This is a genomic window from Roseovarius nitratireducens (genome assembly GCF_002925845.1).
GTDB lineage: Bacteria > Pseudomonadota > Alphaproteobacteria > Rhodobacterales > Rhodobacteraceae > Roseovarius > Roseovarius nitratireducens.
The window spans coordinates 1-23,081 of record NZ_PDNI01000066.1; the positions used below are offsets into that span (position 1 = coordinate 1).

A 23,081-nucleotide genomic window follows, 5' to 3' on the forward strand; every position below is an offset into this window, starting at 1 on the left:
TCTATATCGTTGATCTCGGATTGCCCGATGGCAACGGGCTTTCACTCATTCAGGAACTCGCACAGGATCCCGCGTGCGGGGTGATCATTGTAAGCGGGCGCGCGGCGGAAACTGATCGTGTAGTGGGCTTGGAGATCGGTGCCGACGATTACATAACCAAGCCGTTCCGTGTGCGCGAGGTATTGGCGCGCGTGCACGCGGTGCTGCGCAGACTGCAGAAGCATCCCGCCGCGCCGACGCATCCGGCCGGTGCCCCAGAGCCGGGGGCATCCCCGGGTGGTGCCATAGATTTCGATGGCTACAGGCTGGATCTCGGCGCACGGCAGCTTTACGGGCGCGATGGCAGCGAGATCACCTTGACCACGGCAGAGTTCAACCTGCTTGTGGCATTGCTGCGCCACCGTGGACAGGTGCTCAACCGCGATCAGTTGATGAACGCGATCAAGGGGCGGGACTGGGAAAGTTACGACCGCGCAGTAGACAGTATTGTCAGCCGCCTGAGGAGAAAAATGCCCACCCCCGAAGGGCGCTCTCACTACATCCGGACCGTCCACGGCATCGGCTATGCATTTTCCTATAAGCGCCCGGTCAGGCCGCGTGTTTTGACCAGTTCCACGGCGGCAGATCATCCACGCGGGTGATCTTGTGGTCGGGGATGCAGGCCAGCGTAAGGACCCGTTGAGGACATCCCGTGTTCGTGAGACAGGTCGGGACATCTCTCGATTTTCGATTCATTGGCAGGAAGGCAATCAAATGCAGGACCTGGTGGGCATCGCGTACTGCTCGAAACCGACGCGCTTCTCGTTCGATCAGATGGACGAGATACTGCGCGTATCGCGCCGGAACAATAACCGTGACGCGTTGACGGGCGCGTTGGTCTATGACAACACCACGTTCCTGCAATGGCTTGAAGGTGGCGAGGAGAAAATCCGCCGAGCGTTTGGGCGCATATCGCGCAACCCCCGGCACACCGAGATCAAGCTGATGACGGTGCGCAAGCTGGAGGATCGCTGGTTTCCGGGCTATTCGATGACGGCGGCGGTGACGGAGGACCAGTCGCTGCGCGGTCTCAAGCTGGTGCCGCATCTCTCGCTTTCCAGGTTCGAGCCGTATCGATGGTCCGACGAGGATGTCACATGTTTCATAACGGCGCTGAGTGATTACCTCACCCGTCGGCCCGCGCCCAAATCGGAACGGTTGCAGGAACCCGTCATCCCGCGCAAGCCGCCGACCGACCCGGTGACGAGCCTCGACCGTCACTTGCGCAGGGTGACCTGAAAACCGCAGGAAGCCGCCTCCGGAGAGGCGACTTCGTCGTGGGTGGCAGAGTTACCTACCACCAGGATGTGTAGAAGATCGTCGCTCCGGTCGCTATTTGCGCGCGCGTGTTTGCGATGAAGGCGAGGTCGTCCTCGGTCTCCGAGCCATCGGAGGTGCCGAAGAAGAAGCCCTCGGTGTGCGGTAGGCCGCAGCGCGACTGGGGAGAAGACGCCCAGCTCGAATTTCTACCGCCAAACTTCGAGCTACAAGATACAAACCCGACGATAAAGCGTATCGAAAATCCCGCGTCGAAGCACTTAAAGCGCTCAGGGCTCATGGTCACAGCAACTATCTGGACCTACTTGAAAGCTGAATGATACAGGTTCGTAGGTAGGGCGCAGACCATAGGCTGCGAAGGGCAAACAAAGTCCAAGGCACCCTCCCGCAACCAGAATACCAAGATAAAACCAATTCTTATAACTCGACTTAACAAGTCGGGGTTTCCGCGCGCGTTTCATGTCAACGCCATGTCAACGTTTTGGGAGTCGCCCATCGGCGCGCCCAGCGCCTCAGACTTTCAGCAGATCAAGCAGCGGATCAAAGGCGTACATCGCGGCGCGACGCCCCGAGGCTGGCTCGATCGTGCGCAGCAGGCCAGCGTCCACGAGGCGCCGGGACAGGGCGCGTGCCGAGGAGGCAGGAATCCCGGAGCGATCGACAAACCGGTCGTTGCGAAAGATCGGGCTGGCGAAAACGAAGTCCAGTGCCTGGTCATGGAACTGCGAATTCAACACCTCGCGGAACCGCTCGCGCATCTCGCCATGAAGGCTGAAGATTGCGTCCGCTGTCTCAACGTTGACCGTGGCCTGCGCGTGCATGGCCTCCAGGAAGAACGCGACCCAGCCTGTCCAGTCGCCGGTGGCGGAAACCGCGCGCATGCGTTCGATGTACGCGTCCTTGTGGGCCTCGAAATAGCCGGAGACGAAGAAGTTCGGCTGATGCAGGACGCCAAGCTTCCACAGCATCAGGGTGATCAGCATGCGACCGATCCGGCCGTTGCCGTCTTCAAAAGGGTGCAAGGCCTCGAACTCGACATGCGCGATGGCCGTGCGGATCAGCGGCCGCATCGGGCTTTCGTTGATGTATCGCACAAGCTCAACCATCGCAGGGCCAAGCTGCTCTGGGGCAATCGGCACATAGTGGATCTTCCCACGGCGCTCGTCCCCAATGTAGTTCTGTTCGACCTTGTAGCTGCCGGGACGCTTGCGGGCGCCACGACCGAAGGACAGCAGCTGCTGGTGCGCAGTGCGGATCAGATGTTCGCCGAGCGGAGCCCCCTCGGCGAGGGAATGCTGGGCGTTCTTGAGCGCCCGCGAATAAAGATAGGTCTCGACGTCGTCGTTGCGCGCTTCGCGATAAGGATCGGCACTCCCGGCGTCCTCTTCGGCCTCCAGCCGGTAAAGTTCCTCAATGGTCGATATCGTCCCTTCCATCCGGGAGGAGGTGACCGCATCCTGACGGCGCAGGGGCGCAAGGAACAATTCGCTGTTCACCATCCCCGACATCTTGGCATCATACCGCGCCAGGGAAGCGGCTGCCTCCTCGAGTGGTCCGAGCAGCACCTCGTAGTCGAGGGTCGATGGGGGGAAGGCACCGAGGTGATAGCCGACGGCATCCGTCAGATCGTAGGGTTTGGTGACCATATCTGCGCCGATTCTGTTATCAACGAGGTTTGTCGCCAACGTAGTCGTGGCAAGATTGCTTGGCAACAGAATTGAGGTATATTCTGACATCAAGAGTAGTTGCCGTCAGCCTTGTGCCATCTAGCGCCTTTGGCGATAGAATAGGGGCAAGTCCCTCTCCCCAAGGGGCTCTCCAGCAACCGTCGCCGCGCATGTGGAGCAGCACGATGCCGGTTTGCTCCCAGACCAGGATCTTTAGGCGGTCGGCAAATCGGCAATCATTCCGCATACAAACTGCGAGGGCTTCGGATCGAGAGGGGCTGCCCGATGATTTACTTTGCGGCCAGTCTCGGCGGGGTGAGACATATCATGGCGGAGTCAATGACTGTTTGAATCGTCTGCCGGTCAAGCGAGGTCTTGGCGATGACGTTCAGGCCCTGCGCTACGCAAAGCAGGTATTTTGCCTTGGCCTCGGGGTCTCCCACCATGTCCCGGATCAAGGCGTCACGAAAAGTGGTCTCGAGGCGGATCAGGTGTTGTGACATGATCTCCGCCACGTCATCGTCCGACTCCTTGAGCTCGACGAAGGCATTGGTTCCCAGACATCCCCAACGCCGGTTGCCACTGACAATCCCCTCGGAGATGTAATCGAAATAGGCGCGGATGCCGTCCAAACCGGAGGCGCTGGATGCCAATAGGTCAAGCCCGGGCCGGTTGATGCTGTCGAGGTAGCGCCGGATCACCGCCAGAAACAACCCATTCTTGTTGCCGAAGGCAGAGTAGACGCTCCCGGGGTTTAGCCCCATCGCATCGCAGATCTCCTGAATGGGCGCGCCGGAGTAGCCGCGGCGCCAGAATACCTCGATCGCGCCGTCCAGTGCCTTCTCTTCGTCGAACTCTCTATGTCGCCCCATGTCAGACCCCGAAATTTCCAATGCTATCCGTCGGATCCAAGCAACTCATGATCCAAGCTACTTATATTGCAGTGCGCGCGGTTCGTACAGGGCGCGTGCGGGTCCGGCACGATCCCGCTTTATGGAGAGGTCCACGAATGACCGCGGACCCACCTTTTGCTCAGCTGAAAGCCTGCCTTGAGTGGGCGGCAAGATCGCGCACCGCCAGCACCGACGAGTAGGTCGACACCGAATAGGGAACGCAGAAGGTCAGCAAGATCTTGAAGGCGGAGGCGATGTCGATCTCGCCGCCCAAGATGCGGTCTCCATGATTGATTGCCGCCAGAACGATGCCCACCAGAACGGCCACCCGCGAGGCACGCCGGACGACGCGCCTATTGCAGGCTATTTTCCAGAAGCCGGTGCAAGCGCCCCCAGCGGGCCCCTGATCGCTCATGCGTTCATGTTGGCCGGTTGCGTCGGCTTGATCAGCCCCGCTAGGTCATCGAGCGAAGCCAGACGATGATCGGGTTCCATATCGAAGTTTTCCATCTGCATGCGCAAGAGCTTGAACATCGTCGAGGGGCCAACCACTTCCGCCGCGGCAATCTCGGCGGCAAGCGCTTCGGGCGTCACCCGTTCGATCCACGCGACCTGAAAGCCGAAGTTCTTCGCCGCGCAAGCGTCGAACGCGTTCGACGAGACGAACACGGTGTTCTCGGGCTTCACGTTCAGCGCGTCTTCGACCAGCCCGTAGGCCTTGTCATGGGGCTTGAAGATGCCTGCCTTGTCGATGCTGATGACAGCTTGCAGACGGCTGTCCAGCCCGGTGTTTGTGACGAGCGCATCGAGGATCTCCTGATTGCCGTTCGACAGGATCGCCAGCGGCACGCCCTGGAGCGCGTCCAGCGCGGTCAGGCAATCGGCATGGGGGGCCAGATGCAGGTACTTGTCCATGATCCGGTCGCGGGTGGCTTTGTCGGCGCCGATGCCGATGGCGTCGAGCGTATAGATCAGCGACTCCTCGGTGATCTCCCAGAAGCTGCGATAACAGCCCATTATCGAGCGCAGCCAGGTGTATTCCAGCTGCTTCAGCCGCCAGACTTGGGTGATCAGCTCGCCGTGTTCGGGAAATTCCTCGCTGGTGACTTTCGAGACAGATTGGACGTCATAGAGCGTGCCGTATGCGTCGAAGACGAAAGCGTCGATTGTCATGTTGGGTCTCCTCGGAATTGAATGTCAGATGGCCAGAAAGGTGAAGCTAGCCAGGAAGATGGTTGCTGTGGCGACGGCCGCGGCTGCGCGCGAGGCGGGCCAGCCGAGGTCGATTGCCAGGGCCTTGGCCAGGCCACGCAGGAAGAAAGCCAACGCGGTGAGGCACAATGTTGCGGCAATCGCGGTCTGTCCCGCGGTGCCGTAAATCCAATAGGCGGTGGCGGGTGCCCCCGCCCAGAGAACCGGTGCGGAGCCTGATACCAGTGCCAGCAGTCGCAAGATGGCCACCCTGCCCCCAAAGGCGCGGGCCATCGCCCAGAGGACGAAGGTGAAGCCCACCCACAACAACAAGGTTTGCGCCATACCGCCGAGAGAAATGTAGACGAGAGCTTCAGTCATGGGGATGCCCAGTGCCACCACCTCGGGGCCGCGGGCGATAAGGGTGGCGAGGCTCCAAAGTAACCCCGCGACCGGCATGCCGAGAACGACCTGCCAGCGGCTTTCAGTTGCAGTCATAGCGTTCACCACGGCACCAGTCCCCACAGCATGACCGGCACCCAGAGCGCGGCCAGGATCAGTAACCATTGGCTGCTGTCATAGCGGGCGCGGGTGACATTCGCCCAGCCGTGCATCCGCTCGACCATGTCTTGCGCGCGGTGGCGTTCCAAGGCGGCCGCTTCGCGTTTGACGCTCTCGGCGATTAGCGACACCAAGATCGTCAGGATAAACCCGACCGGCACCGAGATCAGCGAAGTCGCAAAGCCCAGCTTGGCCACCAACCCTGTCCCCACGGAAAGTTCTGGCAGGATGTAGGGCGACAGCAGGATGTAGAGCATGCCGGAAACCAGGCTGCCGATGAAGGCGCCCCAGACGTTGATCCGCGTAGACCAGACTCCCAGCACCAACATCGGCGTGATCGCGGTGGCGCAGAGACCAAAGGCCCAGAAGATCGAGGTGATCAGGAATGCCGGCGGGTCGAGCGACACCAGAAGCGACACCACGCCAGTTCCTGCCAGGGCAAAGTAGCCGTAGCGCAGCTGCTTCTTCTCGCTCAACTGTGGGCGCAGCACTCCGACGATATCGTGGCCCACCACCGTTGCTACGCCGATCATCAGCCCGGCGATGGTCGACACACCCGCCGCCAGAACGCCCGCGATAACAAAGGCCGAAACCCATTCGGGATTGTAGGCTAGATTGAGCAGCAGGGTGGTCTTGTCGGCGGCCTCGGGCGTCAGCTCTTGGCCGATCAGCGCGAAGTGATAGACGCCGGCGATGCCCATCGCATAGGTGCCGAGAAACATCATCCCGACCCAGAGGCAGAACCACGGCACCACACGCCGTGCGGATTTGATGTTCTCGGAGGTCAGCACCCGCTGCGCCAATTGCGGCAAGCCCAGCGTCCCGATCGTCAGCGCGACGAACAGCGAGAGATAGAACCGCGCCTCGAACTTCAGGTCGAAGAAGGTGGGGATGCGCTCCAACAGTGTGTCGGTCAGGCTGCCATAGCCCAGCGGCGGAAACCAGAAACCGGGCACACCCATTGCCTTGAGGATCGCGGCCAGCGGCACGATCAGGGCGATCATCATGATGACCATCTGGATCGCGTCGTTATAGGTTGCGCCCTTCATGCCACCGATGGTGATGTAACCGGTGATCACCATGGCCGAGAGGATCAGCGAGGGCGTATAGGGCAGCCCGAGTAGAACCTCGAAGACTTTGGCGATGCCGATGAACTGACCGACCATGTACATCAGCATGATCAGCAGCATCCATGCGGCGGCCAAAAACGCGGTGTTTCGGCCATAACGCGTCTGGACGAAATGCACCGAGGTGAAAACCTCCATTCGGTAGAGTGACGCGCCGTAGAGCATGACCAGCAGAGGCACGCTGAGGATCAACTGCACCCACATGTAGACGAAGGGCAGGTGCAATTGTTGGATGAGGGCAACCACGCCCAGGAACGTGGCAACGCTCATCCAGGTGGACGAGGCTGCAAGCGAGTTGACAAACGGGCCGATCGACCGCCCGGCGAGGTAAAGATCGGTCGCATTGGCGGTCTTCTTGTTGTTGAAGAGCGCCACGGCGTAATACAAGCTGAAGACGGCGACTGTAATGCCGAGGCCCAGCCAGATGTTCTGGATCTGCCAGTCTGCCGGGGTCATTTTGCCACCTCCGCAAAGTTGAGCCCGCCAGGGCCTGCATCCGGGATTGCGTCGCCACGAACAACGCCTGCGTTCTCGGCCTCGATTTTATCTTCGAGCAGGTTGGCGTAGCGGCACCAGACGATCGAGCAGAGCAGAACTCCGAATGATCCCAGCGTAATGGCGATGAAGTAATGGATCGGCAATCCGAGAACCCGAATGCTGTCGTCCGTTCCCAACAGAATGGCCCAGAGGCCAGTGTGCCCCAAAAGGACGTAGACGACACCAAAGCCGATCGTTGACCGTATTTCCTTGCGATAAGCGCTCAAGATATTTCCTCCCTTGTGTAGCAAGAACACGCGCAGCCTCCACACCGCGATCTTCTCGTCACAGCGCATTGCCATGTGACTTAAAACGGTAAACATTCTTGAATTTCAATTCAAGTAAAATAATATTGTTTAGAATCCGTCTATTAGGGAAAGCACTTTCTAGATTTGGTGTAGACCACTTAAATCACCACAAGGACCGCCATCACAGCAGTCTAGTCACCCGAATCTAAAGTTCGGCGCGTAGGGTCTGCTGCGTTCGCTGGCAGAACCGATTGACGGATGCGAGGATTTCATCGGCGGACTTGACCCATCTGTAGGGCTTGGGATTTTCATTATGCGCCTCGATAAAGGTCACGATGTCGGCCTCCAGTTCGGCGGTGGAGCGATGCACGCCGCGTTGCAACTGCTTACGGGTCAGTTCCGCGAACCAGCGTTCCACTTGGTTGATCCAGCTGGCTGATGTCGGGGTGAAGTGGATGTGCCAGTGCGGGCGGCGGGCCAGCCAGGCCTTGATTTTCGGCGTCTTGTGCGTGGCGTAGTTGTCCATCACCAGATGCACATCCGGCCCTTCCGGCACCGCAGCGTCGATCTTTTTCAGGAAGTCGAGGAACTCGGTCGCCCGGTGGCGCTTGTAGCATTTCCCGATCACCGCGCCTGTTGCGATGTCGAGCGCAGCGAACAGCGAGGTTGTTCCGTGACGGACATAGGTATGGGTTCTCCGCTCGGCGACACCCGGCTCCGTCGGCAGCACCGGCTGCTCGCGGTCCAATGCCTGGATCTGGGATTTCTCCTCCACGCACAACACGATGGCCCGGTTCGGCGGCGACATGTAGAGGCCGACGATGTCCTGCACCTTGTCGACGAACAGCGGATCAGTGGACAGCTTGAACGTCTCGCTTCGGTGGGGTTGCAGCCCGAAGGCGGCCCAGATCCTGCGGATCGTGGTGTGCGACAGGCCCGTCTCGGCGGTCATGGAACGGATCGACCAATGGGTGGCGTCTTTCGGCCTCGTGCTCAGCGTGCGCTCGATCACCTCCGCCACCTGCTCGGCGTCATGGGTCTTGGCGTTGCGGACATAGGGCTTGAGTCGTTCCAGTAGCCAGAACTCGATCTGGCCTGGACGCATCTGCACGGTCATGCCGCGAGCCTCTTGGCCTTTAGCGCGGCGAAGCTCTCTCCGGTTTCCGCCAGTACCGCATCTTCGCCGGTGAAAGACTGCTAACGCTCTATGGCGACATCGACATAGGCCGGGTCCAACTCGACCCCGTAGCAGACACGCCCGGTGGTTTCCGCCGCGATCAACGTGGTGCCGGACCCCATGAAGGGTTCGAACACGACCTGGCCGGTATTCGAGTTGTTCAGGATCGGGCGGCGCATGCATTCGACCGGCTTCTGCGTGCCATGCACCGTCTCGGCATCCTGTTCCTTGTTCGCGATCTGCCACAGCGTCGTCTGCTTGCGATCGCCCGCCCAGTGGCCCTTGGCCCTGGCGCGCACGGCGTACCAGCAGGATTCGTGCTGCCAGTGGTAATCCCCGCGGCTGACCACCAGCCGGTCCTTGGCCCAGATGATCTGCGAGCGGATGGCAAAGCCCGAGGCCGTCAGAGACTCCGCCACATCGGCCGACGTGCTGTCGCCACAGATCAGCCGATGTGATCCAAGCTGCCAGAGGTCACCCGCAACCGACACCGGTACGGCCGGTGCCTCGGGCACATCCTCCTCGCCCTCGACAGGTCCGTCACTGCCCAGCGCCTCGGGGTCCTGCAGGAGGGCCTCTAGCTCGGCCTCGCCGATCCCCAACAGCGACAGGTCGAAGTCGTCAGCCAGCAGCCCCGCGATCTCGTCGCGCAGCATCGCCTCGTCCCAGTCGCCCAACTCGGTCAGCTTGTTGTCGGCGATCCGGTAAGCCCGCCGCTCGGCCTCGTCGAGATGGCTCAGCCGGATCACCGGCACTTCGGTCAGCCCCAGAATGGTGGCCGCCAGAACCCGGCCATGCCCCGCGATCAGCTCACCATCGTCGGCCACCATGCAGGGAACGGTCCAGCCGAACTGCGCCATGCTGGCGGCGATCTTCGCCACCTGATCGTCGCCGTGGATCTTGGCATTGCGGGCATAGGGGCGCAGCCGCTCGATCGGCCATGCCTCGATCTGGCTCGGTGCGAAGACAAGGTCCATGGATGGGCTCTGATACTGGGGACAGGCGGACGGAAACGCGTGCATCGGCACAACGGCGGGCGGCAGCGTCAGGATCCGGGATGTCGGGAAAAGAAAAGCGCCCGCGAGGGTATCCTCCGGGCGCAAGTCTTCGATGATCAAGGGATACGTCAAGGGGGGCTAGAAATGTCAATTGGCTTTTTGCACTGGAATCAACATCTTCCACGAACTCCACTCTGGCTGGGCTGCAAGGGGCTGGCCGGGTTGGCTTCCTCTGGTGGCTTCCGGCCGGGGGAGAGTCGGCGCAGGTGGGGTCGGGATGGTATCGATCAAATCATTTTCGGCGCCCAGAGTGTATGATGAGTCAGAACTCCTCTGCTGAGAAATCACACCATTCGGCCCAAGGACGGTTATGGTTTAGATGCAGGGCATGCCGACCATACCCCACAGTCCCAACGGGTTCTTTACTCTCCGAACGGACGAGGTCTGCACTCAGAAAGTCTTTGAGACCTCGCCCCGGACAGGCGTGGCGTTCAGAATGTTGTCAAACATCGGCGACGAATGTTCAGCAGCTTTGCGTATCTCTTCGAGAGTATCGGCATCTGCGTCGCTATCAACCTCGACCGTGTAGGCGAGTTCGGTAAAGCCCGGGCGCACTGACGTGTCGGTGTTGAGATAACCCCGCAGATCGAACGGTGCGGAAACCCGAATCCTGAGGCTGCGAAAATCAACATCGCGTTGGCGTGCCTTTGTAACCCAGCCGATCGTCAGGCAGGTGCCCAGCGAGGCTAGCAGGAGTTCCATTGGATCGATCTGTTCGTCGCGTCCACCAAGCGACTCGGGCTCATCGGTCTCAATCGTGAATGAGCGTGCCCGGGTTACGGCCTGAGCACCTTCGCGCCACTCGGTTATCGCTTCGAAGCTGCCTTTGCCCGCATCCGGATCACGGCTCACCGCATCCCGGGTCGCTTCGTAGGCTTCGAGGTTCAGAGCATTCAAACCGTTGGTCATTTCAGATCTCCTTCGTGCCATATCCCCATTCACGTGGCAGTGGCGCAAAATCACACAACCAGGATCAACCGATCGTGACCAGAAAACCGCCGCGACGAGGTCGACTTCCGTCGAGAAGACCGGTGACTCACTCGGAAGCGTTGGCGTGATTGAATTCGAACTCCCCGCTTCGGATCATTCCCAGAACGTCGGACATGCTCGGGCGGTCACCCCAGTAGGTACCGAACCAGGCCAGCCGGACAATGCCGTCAGGGCCGATGATGATCGTGGCCGGGCGGTTGATGTATTCGGCATGAACCGCATAAGCCATCGGATCGATGCCGTAGCGCGCCCCGACTGCACCGGCCCGGTCCATCAGGTGTGGCCACCAGATGTTGTCAACATAGGCTTCCTGAAAGGATTCCTCGGCAAACCAGTATTTCGGGTCCAGTTCCTTGCCGACCATCACGCGTGACCGGTAGGTATCATGGGCTTCGAGCGTGGCGACGCGCACGTTGGTCTCGCTGAACTCCTTGCGCAGTTCGATGAGTTCCGCGAATTCACGATGGCAGACGGGACACCAGTCAGCAAAGACCCAGACCAGCACAATCCAGTGTTCGCCGTCGAGAGTCTCATCCAGATGCCAACGCGCCCCCTCAGTGTTGGGCAATTCGAAGTCGGGTGCCGCTTCGCCGGGGCGAACACGCCCGAAGGACGCCGGATCCAACGAGCGAAAGGCCTCGCGCAGTTGCTCTGTCGAACCCATTGATTTCTCGATCTGGTCCATAGCCAGCTCGGCCTGATGACGAACATCCTGGGATGGGTCCTGTTCCTCGATGTGCCTGAGCACTTTCAGCGAGTCGCTGCGTCCGATCTGGCCAAGGGCCATTGTGGCCGCCGAACGCGCCAGCGCGTCAGGATCATCCCTGGCGGTGCGCTCCAGCGCATCCGCCGCGGCGTCGTCACCGATAATCCCCAGGGCTGTGGCGGCGACGTAGCGGACGTGGATAGCTTCGGCGTCCAATCCCCTGGTAATGTCTTCGAGCGCGTCTGGCCCGGCGATGACCAGATCGCGCACGGCAAGCAGCCGGACGCGCCAATCATCATCGGCAAGATCAGCGATACCATCCGTCAGCAGCCTGCGATCCTTGGTAAAGCTCTTTTCACTGACTGGGTGGAAATCGTGATTGGCCACGCGCTGAAACACCTCAGAGATCGAGGTCGGCTGTATGGTCTCGGGATTGTCAATTAATGTCATACCTACTCTCATTTCGTCATTGTTGGGTCAAAGGTGTCAAGGGCGCAGCCCTGCCCTGACGCTCATGGAAGCTCGCCCTCCGATGCGATGCCCGCGTGCAGGACCGAAGGCGTGGGTTTCCGTCAGGTCAGTGCGTCAGCCGTCATTGATGTGGTGCGGCAGGCATGTGCACGCCGGCGGCCCCTGGGGGCAACCTTATTGTGCCCTGTCTCATGAGGCGCATCCTACTCACGGGCACGGGTCTCCGGCAAACCCGTGGCTTTTCACATTACCGCGATCGCTTCGATTATCTCCGACATGGCCACCAGACTTATCTGTCGGAACGTTCTTCCGAATTCGCGGCGTGGAGCGTCAGAAGGTGGCAGGATTGAAGCTTGCCGCCATGCGATCAGCGCATTGTGTCCCTCTGCCGTATTGGGATGCCTAAATCGCCTCTGGCCCGGAAGGCGGAATCCGTCCAGCCAGTCGCGCGATACATCTATTCCAATGAGGCTTGTCTCAGCTATCATGTCACTCTCTCTTCCTTATGCTTCGCAGTCCCGCAAAGCGGGCCGCCGTCAACTGTTCGAGACGGTGAAGAGAGGCGGGATCAGCCTGCTAGGTGTTTAGTCCCGGCATGTGGTGGTCTACTGATCTGTGACCATCAGAAGGAAGCACTATGGGACAACTTCTTCACGGGAGCGCCACGACCACGCACGCCGTCAGCGCTGCAATACAGCGATCGCGGGCTTCGCTCGCGGAATTGAGCCGGGAGTTGAGGATCAACCCCAAGACGGTGGCGAATTGACGCAAGCGTGCGACGGTCGAGGATTTAAAGACCGGGCCGTCGGAACCGCGGTCCACCGTCCTGTCGGAGGCAGAAGAGGCGATGATCGTCGCCTTCCGAAGGCACACACTGTTACCGCTGGATGACTGCCTCTATGCCCTGCAGCCATCGATCCCACATCTGACGCGCTCAGCTTTGCACGGCTGCCTTCAGCGTTATGGGATCTCGCGCCTGCCGGATGTGGAGGGGAACAAGCCCCAGCGGCAGAAGTTCAAGCGCTACCCCATAGGCTTCTTTCACATCGACATCGCGGAGGTGCAGACTGCTGAGGGCAAGCTCTACTTGTTTGTCGGAATCGACCGGACATCCAAGTTCCCTGTCGCTCGACTCGTTGCAAAAGCTGACAGAAAGACAGCCTGGGAGTTCCTCCAGCACATGCTTGAGGCTGTGCGCTACCGGGTCCACACAGTTCTCACCGACAACGGCATCCAGTTCGCCGAGCAGCTCTGAAACCGGAACACCATCTACTCCCGGTTGATGCGCTTCGACATGATCTGCGAGGCGAATGGGATTGAGCTCCGGCTGACAAAACCGAATCAGCCGTGGACCAACGACCAGGTCGAACGGATGAACCGCACGATCAAGGACGCGACAGTCAAGCGCTTTCACTACGACAGCCATGATCAACTACGAACACACCTCGCGGACTTCATCGCCGCCTACAACTTCGCTCGCAGACTGAAGACGCTCGGGGGGCTCACTCCCTACGAATACATCTGCAAGGTCTGGACCTCAGAGCCGGATCGTTTCATTCTCGACTCGATCCACCAGATGCCGGGACTGAACACCTAGGCTTGAAGCCGCGCTTTCGACGCACAATCGAGATCGCCAGAAGAGCCACGGACAGAAGGGCGAGGCCAATGGCGATCGGTCTATCTATCAAATCCTCGGGTCCACGAACGACCGACTGTGCGACAACCAGATTTTCTTCGAAGAGCAAGCCGAGGATCAGACCCAGGACAAGCGGCAGGATCGGTATCCTGAGCGCCGCGAGACAAAAGGAAAGCAGCGTCGCGCCCAGCATCACCCATACGTCGAACATGGTGTTGTTGATGGCATAAGCGCCGAGTACGGAGAAGGCGGCCACGAACGTCGCTACGACCGCGTTCGGAATCTTCAGCAATACGGCGAAGAAGCGGGCGGCAAAAAGGCCGATCATCAGGATCGTCAAGTAAACGACAATGAAACCGACAAAGAACGCGTAAATCGATTGCGGATGCTCGACGAAAAGCAGTGGACCAGGTTTGAGGCCATGCAGGGTCAGGGCGCCGACAAAGACGGCCGCCGCCCCGCTGCCCGGAATTCCAAGCGCCAGTAACGGGATCAGCGAACCGCCGACATTGGCCGCCATCGAGGATTCCGCCACAACGAGACCCGTCTTCGACCCCTTGCCGAAGCGATCGGCTTCGCGGCTGAACCGCCGCTCGACGGCGTGAGTCGTTAGCGGAGTGGTTTCCGGCCCGATTGCCGGTAGGATGCCCAGGAACAGGCCAATGCCCGTGCCACGACCTAGCGTTCCGGCGCGGGCCCAGAGTGCCTTCACCAGCGCGCCACCGGTGCCGCCGCGACCGAAGACGATGTCGGTCTTCTGATGCTGCGTCAATGCGGCCCAGCCGATCAGGATCGCCTGGGACATGCAGAAAAAGCCGATCAGGATCGCGACGATGCCGACGCCGCCGGTCAGCTCGTAGAACCCGAAGGTAAAGCGTGACGACCCAGTGACGGGGTTCGTTCCGACCGTTGCGATTAGAAGCCCGAGCAACGCGGCAAGCGCGTTGCCCAGAAGCGGGGTGGACAGCATCACGCACACGATGACTAGGCTGAAGACGATCAGCGCCAAGTACTCAGGAGGACCGAAACTCAGTGCCACGGATGCCAGCAGCGGTGTCAACCAGAGCAGGACAAAGCCGGAGATGAGGCCGCCCACACCCACGCTTGCCGCCGACAGACCAAGTGCAAGCGGGGCATCGCCTTCCCTGGCCATGGCATGACCTTCCCATGCCGTGACGACGGATGCGGGCGTGCCTGGAATGTTGAGCAGGATCGCGGTGATACTTCCGCCGTAGATCGCACCGGCATATACGCCGCCCAGCATGATCATGCCATGAGCGGTTTCCATCAGGAAGGTGACAGGCACCAGCAACGCGATGCCGAGTGTCGCCGTTAGCCCCGGGATCGCGCCGAAGACGATCCCCAGAAGGACGCCGACGACAGCCGCCAAAAGCGCCAGCGGTTCGAGCCCCACGATAATGCCTTCGATCACGATCAGCTTCCCTGTGCCATGCGATAGAAAAGTCCGCCGATGGCGTCCTCCAACGGTCCGCGCGGCATCGGCACGTAGAGGACGCGCTCAATCAGCGCAAATATTGCAACCACGACGACGCTGACGACCGGCACCGTGAGGTAGAGACGATGAATGCCTAGCGCGGTCAGACTGGCACAGACGCCAAGCGTCATCGCGACGATGAAGCCGGTGAACGGCATGATCCAGATCGCGATCAGCCACACGGCGCCGAACGCCACGAGTTTCAGGTGGTTCGCGCGGCCTCCGGGGAGCTTGGGTAACCAGGCTCGCTCGGTTTCATGGCGAAACTGACCGACGACGTGGATCGGAAGGATGACGATCGCGGCGGCAAGTAAAAACCCAGGGTAGCTTGTGATGCGCGCATCGCCCATGGCCACACCCGCCGCAAAAAATGCGATGCAACCGGCAACGACGACCAGGCTTAATGATCTAGCACCGAGCATGATGGGTCCTCCGGGTATGCGTGAGACAGGGCAGCGTATCCTTTTGAGACGACGCCCTGCCTCCTCCGTTCTTGTGGAGTTATTCGGTCGGACCGCTGAGGAACTGAGACAGCGCGTCGTAGCTAGCGGCATAGTTCTTTGCCGTCACGTTTCGATCCGTCGGCGACAGAGTCATGCCGACCTCTTCGAACGCGGCTTTGGCTTCGTCCGAACTGAGGACGCTATAGATCGACGAGGCGAGATAGGCTTTGATGTCCTCGGGCGTTTCGGGGTTCACCGTCACGAAACGGCTGGCGCCCCAGGTGCGAGCCGGAATGTCGATGCCGAGTTCGCTCATGGCTGGCGTGTCGGGCAGAAAGGGCAGCCGTTCGGTATCGGAGACCATCACAGCCTTCAGATCGCCATTCTTTATGTACTGCTCGACTTCGGCATAAAAGCCGTTGGTGATCTCGATGTCACCGCGGAGGAGGGCGGTCACGCCCGGCTGGCCACCCTGAAAGGGAACATGCTCGAATTCGACGTCCTTCGCATCTTCCACGATCTCGGTTACGAACTGAAAGACGTTGCCGGCCATCACGCCGACCCGCAACTCTCCGGGCGCGTCGGTTGCCGTCTTGATGATGCCGTCGAAATCCATCGAGGCCAGCTCGGAATCGGAGCGGACGACCCAAACGACCGGGTCGAAGTTGATGCCCGCGATTGGCTCAAAACTAGTCTGATCGAACGCGCCCTCGCGGACGAGGAAGTCGGAGAAGAGGAACGGATTGGCGACCACGCCCACCGCGTACCCATCGGGCCGGGCTTCGTTCGCCAGATAGCTGTGGCCGACGATGCCGCCGCCACCGGTCCGGTTTTCGACGCGGAACTCGTGACTGAGCTGTTGTTCTGCGACGCCGGCCATGGTGCGGGCGGCGACGTCCATGCCACCACCTGCCGGATAAGCGACGACGAAGCTGATGGGACGGGTCGGATAGTTGCCGGGTTTTTCCTGTGCCTTGGCGAGCGGCACGGTGACTGCTGCGGCCACCCATAGGCCCGCTGCCAAAGATTTTATACTGAACATGACTTTCTCCTCCTTGTGAAGTCTCAGGCGACTGATTGTCTCTCAGAGTGCGTTGCCGACGGCATGACCTTCGTGAATGGCACCGATCTGGTTTCGCGGCGACATGCAGTCTCCGATGAGAGAAACCTCGATGCCGGCATTGCGAAGGGGCGCCGCGAGCGTGTCGTCGGCGCGACGGAGCGTCGAATAGACGAACAGGTCAACGCCCTCGGCGCTGCTCTGTACACCGGTGTAGGGATTGGTCCACACTAAGCTTTTGGCTTCGAAACGTTCGACCGTGGCCGCGTGGATGATTTCTACGCCGGCCGCGTAGAGCCGACGATGTACGCCGATGGCGCTGCAGTAGTTCACGGTTCTCGCCAGGTACGTGCGCGGCGTCAGAAGCATGATGCGGCTGGCTGTCTTGGCGAGCTCGTCGACGAGCGCGTAGGTGGCCGCGCTGTGGTCGTGATCGTAGACCGCCACGACGCCCTCGCGGCCCGCAGGACCCGTGCCTTCGGAAAGCATTGCCATGGCGTGCTGCCCCGAGATTGCCGCGCCGCTGTCTTCGACACCTTCCGGCCTTCGCTGTTTCGCTCCGGTCGCCAACACGACGTGATCCGGTTCCAGCGCCTGTACATCCTCGGCGCTGACGCGGGTCGATAGACGTAGGTCGACGCCGTGACGCTCCAGAAGCATGCGATAATGGTCGAGCAAGAGGCTGAACTCGCGCCTGTCAGGCAGGCCGGCCTCGTCCCGGAAATGGCCGCCAATCGCGCTCCCGGCGCTCAGCAGGGTCACACGGTGACCACGCGCGGCGGCAACCCAGGCAGCTTCAAGTCCGCTGGGCCCGCTTCCCACCACGACGACTTTTAGTGGCTTCGAGGCGGGCTCGGGTGTCCAGTCGGCGTCGCCCTTCAGTCCCAGGCGTGGGTTCTGCGGCTCTTCCAGCGGTTTGCCGACATGAATTTCACCCCAGGACTGGTTGTCGAACACCGAGGGGCGGATTTCACTAGAACGTCCTAACCCTGCCTTGGCCATAAAGGCGGCATCGGCGATCAGGGCCCGCGACATACCTACAAAGTCAGCGTATCCCTCGGCCAGGATGCGTTCGGCGAGTTCGGGAGTGTTGATGCGGCCGACCGCCATGACCGGCACCCCCTTGGCGTAGGGTCTGATCTGCTTGTGAAGGTCGATAAAATGACCAGGGCTGAAGTAGACGTCGGGCACATGCTGCTCGAGGCTGAGACTGAAATTGCCCTGATTGTAGGCGAAGTAGTCAAAATTCCCCGTCTCGGCGAGATGGCTCGTGATGCGAGAGGCCTCTTCCACATCGATGCCACCGACCACGCCCTCGTCGCCCGGCAGCTTGATGCCCAAGATGAAGTCCTTTCCGCAGCGTTTGCGAATGCCCTCCGCGATATCCCGCACGAATTTCGCGCGACGCTCAGTCGAGCCACCATAGCGGTCGTTCCGCGTATTCGACCAGGGGGACAGGACCTGGGTAATCAAGTAGCCATGCGCCCCGTGAAGCTCGACGCCGTCGAATCCGCATTGATGAAGGCGCTCGGCCACCTTGACGTAGGCCTCCACGACACGTTCGAGCTCAGGCTCGGTCATCACGTGGGGAACGGTCCAGCTATAGGCGTCAGGCTGATCGGAGACGCCTTTGGGTGACGCCCCTGGAAGCCAGAGCTGTTGACGGCCGGGGTGCCAGAGTTGCCCGAGCAATCGTGCGCCGGCCTCTTGCGTTTCACGTGCGGCCCGCTGAAAGCCCTCGATATTGTCGTCATCGTAGCCTGTGACGGTCGAGCCCTGCGCACGCGCGTCGGGGTCGACGGCAATCACCTCAGTGATGACCATGCCAGTGCCACCGCGCGCGCGTTCGACCAAGAAGTCGATCCATCGCTCTGTGATGCGGTTCGCGCGTGCATAGTTGGTTACGGTGGCGACGAGTGCCGCACGGTTCGATAGCGTCTTCTCCCCGACCGAGATGGAAGAGAATAGGTTCGAAAAGACCGTGGCGTCACCAGATGACATAAGGCTCCTCCCTCAGTGCCCGCAATTGTTGTCCGGATAACTTTTCGGAGATGTCCGGCGCTGTCAAGTCGGCCCGCTGCAAAAATTTCTCGCCACGCCGTGCGCCCCACGTCCTGGCATGGCTATCAGGAGTTCTGCGTTCGGAATAAAAATAATTAATATCATATTATTACAAGAAATTTTGGTCATTTTGAGTCATGGCACGACGGCTTGACTTGTGAGATCTGGTCGCCCGTTTGGGTCGCTTCCTGAACCCGATGTGTTGACAAATCTGATTCATCCATAGAAATTTATCCGGACAACTTGGGAGTCTGAACCCTAGGGAGGATGAGAGAGTGGAACGCCAGGAACAGGAGCGATCGCGCGTGATCGTGGCGAGCTATGGTCGATACCTCGAGGATTTCGAAGTCGGCGACATCTACGAACACCGACCCGGTCGCACGGTGACTGAAGTCGACAATATCCAGTTCAGCCTTGTGACGATGAACTCCCATCCGCTGCATTGCGATCATGCCTTCGCCGAGAAGTCAGAATTCGGCCGACCGCTAGTCAACAGCGGCCTCACCCTCGCAATCGTGCTTGGCATGACGGTTAACGACGTCAGCGCGAAAGCGATCGCCAACCTCGGATGGAAAGAGATCCGTCTCATCAACCCGGTCTTTCCCGGCGACACGATCTACGCCCGCAGCGAAGTCCTCGACGTACGCGAGTCGCGCAAGCGCCCCACGCAGGGGATCGTGACAACCCTGACCGAAGGCTACAAGGCCGATGGAACGGTCTTCATGTCTTTCGAACGGTCTAGCCTCGTGCCGAGACGCGGCCATGGCGTCGGCGATTAGCGAAACATAAGACGCGATCGCCTTTCCCTTCACCTGGTGCGTTCAGCAAGGCTCAGCCCGAACGGTGACGCCCCGATGACAATCTGGAGATGTTAACAATGAACGACACCACAGCCGCCGGCGACACGGAATTGGATGAGCAGGAACGGCTCATTCTCGATTCCGTCGACAGGTTCCTGCAGCGCGACGTAAAACCCTATGTGCATGCGCTGGAGAAGGACGACATCTATCCCGAGGAGATCGTCGAGCGGATGAAGGAGCTGGGCCTCTTCGGCGTGATAATCCCGGAGGAGTATGGCGGTCTCGGCCTTTCGGCCAGCCTCTATACGAAGGTGATCGAGCGCATCGCGGCGGTTTGGATGTCGGTCAGCGGCATCATCAATAGCCACCTCATCATGGCGCACATCGTCGCCCGTCGCGGCACCGAGAAGCAGAAGCAGCACTTTCTTTCCCGCTTTGCCACCGGCGAGTTGCGGGGCGGCTTGGCGCTGACGGAACCCGATTGCGGCACCGACTTGCAGGCGATCCGGACCCAAGCCGTGCGCCATGGCGACCACTATGTGGTGAACGGCACCAAGACTTGGATTTCGAACGGCATTTACGGCCAGTGCTTCGCCCTGCTCGTGAAGACAGACCCGAAGGCCGATCCCCGTCACAAGGGGATGAGCATGTTCATCGCCGAGAAGGGCGACGGGTTTCAGGCCAGCAAGCGGCTAGAAAAGCTGGGTTACAAGGGCATCGACAGTGCAGAGTTAGTCTTCAACAACTATCGCGTTCCTGCCTTCAACCTGATTGCCGGCGAAGGCCAGGGTATGCAGTGCGCGGGGGCGGGGCTCGAACTCGGTCGCGTCAATGTTGCGGCGCGCGGGGTTGGCGTGGCGCGGGCGGCGCTCGAAGAGGCGCTCGAATATGCGCAGGTTCGAAAGACCTTTGGCAAACCGATCTGCGAGCATCAGGCGATTCAGCTCAAGCTGGCCGACATGGCGACGCGGGTCGAGGCGGCTCGCCTGCTGACCGAGAAGGCCGCGCGCAAGGTCGACCGCGGCGAGCGATCCGATCTGGAGGCCGGAATGGCGAAACTCTTCGCCACCGAGGCGGCGATGGAAAACTCTCAGGAAGCGCTGCGTATCCACGGCGGATATGGGTATAGCAAGGAATTCAATGTCGAACGGCTCTATCGCGATGCCCCGCTTCTGGTGATCGGCGAAGGCACGAACGAGATCCAGCGCGTTATCATCGCCAAGCGTCTGGTCGAAATGGCCGCAGCCGGAGACAGCCTAGGATGACCGGATCGAATGAGGCTGCAACCATGACGGAGAAAGCACTGCCGCTCGCCGGAACGCGCATCATTGCCGTCGAACAATACGGTGCCGGGCCATTTGGCAGCATGCTGCTTGCCGATCTCGGCGCGGAAGTCATCAAGGTGGAGAATCCGGCCGACGGGGGCGACGTCGGACGGGTGATCGGACCGCACTTCTTTTCGGACGGTGACAGCCACTTTTTCCAGGCCTTCAATCGGAACAAGCAGTCGATCACGATCAACCTGAAGGATGCAGAAGGCAAGAAGCTCTTCCACCGGCTTGTCGCTAGTGCCGACGCCGTCATGGACAACATGCGCGGCGACCAGCCCGAGCGGCTTGGCGTCGACTACGCATCGCTCAAGGACGTGAACCCGAAGATCGTATGTGCGCACCTGTCGGCCTACGGTCGGACCGGGCCGCGCAAGTCGTGGCCCGGTTACGACTACCTGATGCAGGCAGAGGCAGGTTATCTAGCCGTGACCGGCGAACCGGGTGGTCCGCCGGCCCGGTTCGGTCTGTCGATCGTCGACATGATGACCGGATTGATGTCGGCATTTGCGCTGTCCTCCGCGCTCAACGGCGCACGGCGCACCGGGATCGGGTGCGACATTGACACCAGCCTCTTTGACACCGCGCTGCACAACCTCAACTATCTGGCTGTCTGGTATCTGAACGCGGGCCACAACCAGTCCCGCGATCCGCGATCCGCGCATCCCTCGCTGACGCCAAGCCAGCTCTACCGCACGGCCGACGGATGGATATTCATCATGTGCAACAAGGAGAAGTTCTGGCGCCCACTGGTCAGCAAGATCGGCAAGCCCGAATGGGGGGACGACCCCCGCTTCTGCGATTTCGAAGCGCGCCTCGAAAATCGCGCGCTTCTGACAGACCTGTTCGACGAGGTCTTTCTGACAAAGACGACGGCCCAATGGCTGGAGCTGCTGAGCGGAGAGGTCCCGGTCGCGCCCGTCAACGACATCGAGTCGGCGCTGGAAAATCCTTACGTTCGCCAGAGCGACTTGATTGGTTCCTTCGAGCGCGAAAACGGAGAGGCGCCGTTCGAAATGCTGGCCTCGCCGCTCAAGGTCAACGGCCGGCCTCTGCCCCGAAAGGCTGCGCCCAGCCTAGGTGCGCACACCGATCTATTGCTCGAAGAGCTCGGCTATGATGAGAAAGAGGTGGCATCATTGCGCAGCCGCGGGATAATATGACGCTGTGAAGAAGAAGCTTCGCGCGACGGTGCCGGGCATGCCGCTCTATCGCGCGATCTATGCCCAACTTGCTAAGGAAATCGCCGAGGGAGCCTATCCCGTCGGTCAGAAGCTACCATCGGAACAGGAACTGTGCCAGCGCTTCTCGGCCAGCCGCTACACGATCCGCGACGCGCTGCGCCAGCTTCAGGACGAAGGCATCATTCGCCGCCGGCGCGGCTCCGGCTCGATCGTCGCCTCCCGTCTCGCGCCGAAGCGCTTTGTCAGTTCCGTTCATTCGGTAGACAGCCTCATGCAGTATGTCGCCGAGACGCGTCTCGAGATCCTTACTACGGAGAAGATCGTGGTGGATCATGAGTTCGCTCGTATGCTCGGCTGCCCGGACGACAGCGTCTGGCTGCGCATCTCGGCACTGAGACGCTCCGGCGACGAGGCGCTGCCCTTCGCCTACACGGAAATCTACATCGCCGAGTCCTATGGCGGCGTTGCCGCCGATGTCGGGGCATATTCCGTTCCGGTCTACCGGAGCATAGAGGAGGCGTATGGCCTCAGCATTGCGCGGGTCGATCAGACAATCGAAGCGGCGACGGCCGACCGCAATCTCGCCTCGCGCCTCACGACCGACCTTGCGTCACCCATCCTGCGGATCACGCGTCGCTATATCTCCAGCGATGGCGAATTGGTGGAAGTCGCGATCAACTGTCACCCGGCCAACCGTTTCCAGTACAACACGCTGTTCGAGCAGCGCGGCCTGGCCACGGGTCGCTGAGGCGCGCGCGCTCGATCTGATCAAGAAAATCAAGTTAATTACACTTATCGGTGTCGAGGACGAAACCGAGAGGGACCCGAATGGAAATTCACCCGAAGCCGCTAGGTGTTCAGTCCCGGCATTTGGTGGATCGGGTCGAGGATGAATCGATCCGGCTCTGAGGTCCAGACCTTGCAGATATATTCATATGGTGTGAGGCCACCGAGGGTCTTGAGACGCCGGGCGAAATTGTAGGCTGCCATGAAGTCTATGAGATGTGTGCGCAGCTGATCGTGGCTGTCATAGTGGAAGCGCTTGACCGTCGCGTCCTTGATCGTCCGATTCATCCTCTCGACCTGGCCGTCCCTCGGGAAAACAGTCCCCCGGACTGTTTTCTGATCCTC

At 60.5% G+C, this 23,081-nt stretch carries 22 protein-coding genes and 1 pseudogene; 7 read left to right on the forward strand and 16 right to left on the reverse strand.

What is annotated here, in order from left to right; all coding sequences use genetic code 11:
- Both CRJ03_RS14740 and CRJ03_RS14745 read left to right on the forward strand, forming a co-directional pair.
- The coding region (locus CRJ03_RS14740; RefSeq protein ID WP_104019647.1) for a winged helix-turn-helix domain-containing protein at positions 1-641 on the forward strand (641 nt) is incomplete at its 5' end.
- 112 nt (positions 642-753) lie between these two features.
- Positions 754-1,278: a BLUF domain-containing protein gene (locus tag CRJ03_RS14745; protein WP_104019648.1), complete on the forward strand. Its 525-nt coding sequence runs from the start codon at positions 754-756 to the stop codon at positions 1,276-1,278.
- A gap of 551 nt (positions 1,279-1,829) precedes the next feature.
- Here CRJ03_RS14745 and CRJ03_RS14755 read toward each other — a convergent pair.
- From CRJ03_RS14755 to CRJ03_RS14805, 11 genes are all read right to left on the reverse strand, one after another.
- A complete protein-coding gene (locus CRJ03_RS14755) occupies positions 1,830-2,963 on the reverse strand; it encodes a Fic family protein (RefSeq protein ID WP_104019649.1) in 1,134 nt (377 codons plus the stop codon).
- Between the two features lie 311 nt (positions 2,964-3,274).
- Complete coding sequence (locus tag CRJ03_RS14760; RefSeq protein WP_104019650.1) at positions 3,275-3,856, reverse strand: TetR/AcrR family transcriptional regulator; 582 nt, start codon at positions 3,854-3,856, stop codon at positions 3,275-3,277.
- 160 nt (positions 3,857-4,016) lie between these two features.
- A complete protein-coding gene (gene nrtS, locus CRJ03_RS14765; RefSeq protein WP_206018379.1) occupies positions 4,017-4,205 on the reverse strand; it encodes a nitrate/nitrite transporter NrtS in 189 nt (62 codons plus the stop codon).
- An 83-nt stretch (positions 4,206-4,288) separates the two neighbouring features.
- Positions 4,289-5,050: a haloacid dehalogenase type II gene (locus CRJ03_RS14770; RefSeq protein ID WP_104019651.1), complete on the reverse strand. Its 762-nt coding sequence runs from the start codon at positions 5,048-5,050 to the stop codon at positions 4,289-4,291.
- Positions 5,051-5,074: 24 nt separating this feature from the next.
- Positions 5,075-5,578: a hypothetical protein gene (locus CRJ03_RS14775; RefSeq protein WP_206018380.1), complete on the reverse strand. Its 504-nt coding sequence runs from the start codon at positions 5,576-5,578 to the stop codon at positions 5,075-5,077.
- Entirely contained in the window at positions 5,572-7,212 is a 1,641-nt protein-coding gene (locus CRJ03_RS14780; RefSeq protein ID WP_104019653.1) for a sodium:solute symporter family protein, read from the reverse strand. The genes CRJ03_RS14775 and CRJ03_RS14780 overlap by 7 nt, the downstream gene beginning before the upstream one ends.
- Positions 7,209-7,595 (reverse strand): hypothetical protein, encoded by a 387-nt coding sequence (locus tag CRJ03_RS14785; protein WP_206018381.1) that lies wholly within the window; start codon positions 7,593-7,595, stop codon positions 7,209-7,211. Before CRJ03_RS14785 ends, CRJ03_RS14780 begins: the two co-directional genes overlap by 4 nt.
- Before the next feature lie 151 nt (positions 7,596-7,746).
- The gene (locus CRJ03_RS14790) at positions 7,747-8,793 is read right to left on the reverse strand and encodes an IS630 family transposase (RefSeq protein WP_439126644.1); all 1,047 of its coding nucleotides are present in this window, start codon (positions 8,791-8,793) and stop codon (positions 7,747-7,749) included.
- Positions 8,739-9,695, reverse strand: a complete 957-nt coding sequence (locus tag CRJ03_RS14795) for a site-specific DNA-methyltransferase (RefSeq protein WP_439126643.1) — start codon at positions 9,693-9,695, stop codon at positions 8,739-8,741. The genes CRJ03_RS14790 and CRJ03_RS14795 overlap by 55 nt, the downstream gene beginning before the upstream one ends.
- Positions 9,696-10,166: 471 nt before the next feature.
- Complete coding sequence (locus CRJ03_RS14800) at positions 10,167-10,685, reverse strand: OsmC family protein (RefSeq protein ID WP_165375330.1); 519 nt, start codon at positions 10,683-10,685, stop codon at positions 10,167-10,169.
- A 127-nt stretch (positions 10,686-10,812) separates the two neighbouring features.
- On the reverse strand, positions 10,813-11,922 hold the full coding sequence (locus CRJ03_RS14805; RefSeq protein ID WP_165375331.1) for a redoxin domain-containing protein: 1,110 nt from the start codon (positions 11,920-11,922) through the stop codon (positions 10,813-10,815).
- Positions 11,923-12,580: 658 nt separating this feature from the next.
- On the opposite strand from CRJ03_RS14805, the pseudogene CRJ03_RS14815 reads away from it, so the two are divergent.
- Positions 12,581-13,540: pseudogene (locus tag CRJ03_RS14815) on the forward strand (IS481 family transposase).
- Here the strand turns inward: CRJ03_RS14815 and CRJ03_RS14820 are convergent.
- The 4 genes from CRJ03_RS14820 to CRJ03_RS14835 form a co-directional block, all read right to left on the reverse strand.
- Positions 13,497-15,011 (reverse strand): tripartite tricarboxylate transporter permease, encoded by a 1,515-nt coding sequence (locus CRJ03_RS14820; RefSeq protein WP_104019657.1) that lies wholly within the window; start codon positions 15,009-15,011, stop codon positions 13,497-13,499. The pseudogene CRJ03_RS14815 and the gene CRJ03_RS14820 sit on opposite strands and share 44 nt — an antisense overlap.
- 2 nt (positions 15,012-15,013) lie before the next feature.
- Entirely contained in the window at positions 15,014-15,496 is a 483-nt protein-coding gene (locus CRJ03_RS14825) for a hypothetical protein (RefSeq protein WP_129590294.1), read from the reverse strand.
- Between the two features lie 79 nt (positions 15,497-15,575).
- Complete coding sequence (locus tag CRJ03_RS14830; RefSeq protein WP_104019659.1) at positions 15,576-16,559, reverse strand: Bug family tripartite tricarboxylate transporter substrate binding protein; 984 nt, start codon at positions 16,557-16,559, stop codon at positions 15,576-15,578.
- Positions 16,560-16,601: 42 nt separating this feature from the next.
- Entirely contained in the window at positions 16,602-18,578 is a 1,977-nt protein-coding gene (locus CRJ03_RS14835; protein ID WP_104019660.1) for an oxidoreductase, read from the reverse strand.
- A gap of 335 nt (positions 18,579-18,913) precedes the next feature.
- Here CRJ03_RS14835 and CRJ03_RS14840 point away from each other — a divergent pair, with 335 nt between their 5' ends.
- From CRJ03_RS14840 to CRJ03_RS14855, 4 genes are all read left to right on the forward strand, one after another.
- Positions 18,914-19,417, forward strand: a complete 504-nt coding sequence (locus CRJ03_RS14840; protein ID WP_104019661.1) for a MaoC family dehydratase — start codon at positions 18,914-18,916, stop codon at positions 19,415-19,417.
- Positions 19,418-19,515: 98 nt separating this feature from the next.
- Entirely contained in the window at positions 19,516-20,703 is a 1,188-nt protein-coding gene (locus CRJ03_RS14845; RefSeq protein ID WP_104019662.1) for an acyl-CoA dehydrogenase family protein, read from the forward strand.
- Between the two features lie 23 nt (positions 20,704-20,726).
- Positions 20,727-21,929, forward strand: a complete 1,203-nt coding sequence (locus tag CRJ03_RS14850) for a CaiB/BaiF CoA transferase family protein (protein ID WP_206018382.1) — start codon at positions 20,727-20,729, stop codon at positions 21,927-21,929.
- A gap of 4 nt (positions 21,930-21,933) precedes the next feature.
- Positions 21,934-22,698: a GntR family transcriptional regulator gene (locus tag CRJ03_RS14855; protein WP_104019664.1), complete on the forward strand. Its 765-nt coding sequence runs from the start codon at positions 21,934-21,936 to the stop codon at positions 22,696-22,698.
- 101 nt (positions 22,699-22,799) lie between these two features.
- Here CRJ03_RS14855 and CRJ03_RS14860 read toward each other — a convergent pair.
- The coding region (locus CRJ03_RS14860; RefSeq protein ID WP_165375279.1) for an integrase core domain-containing protein at positions 22,800-23,081 on the reverse strand (282 nt) is incomplete at its 5' end.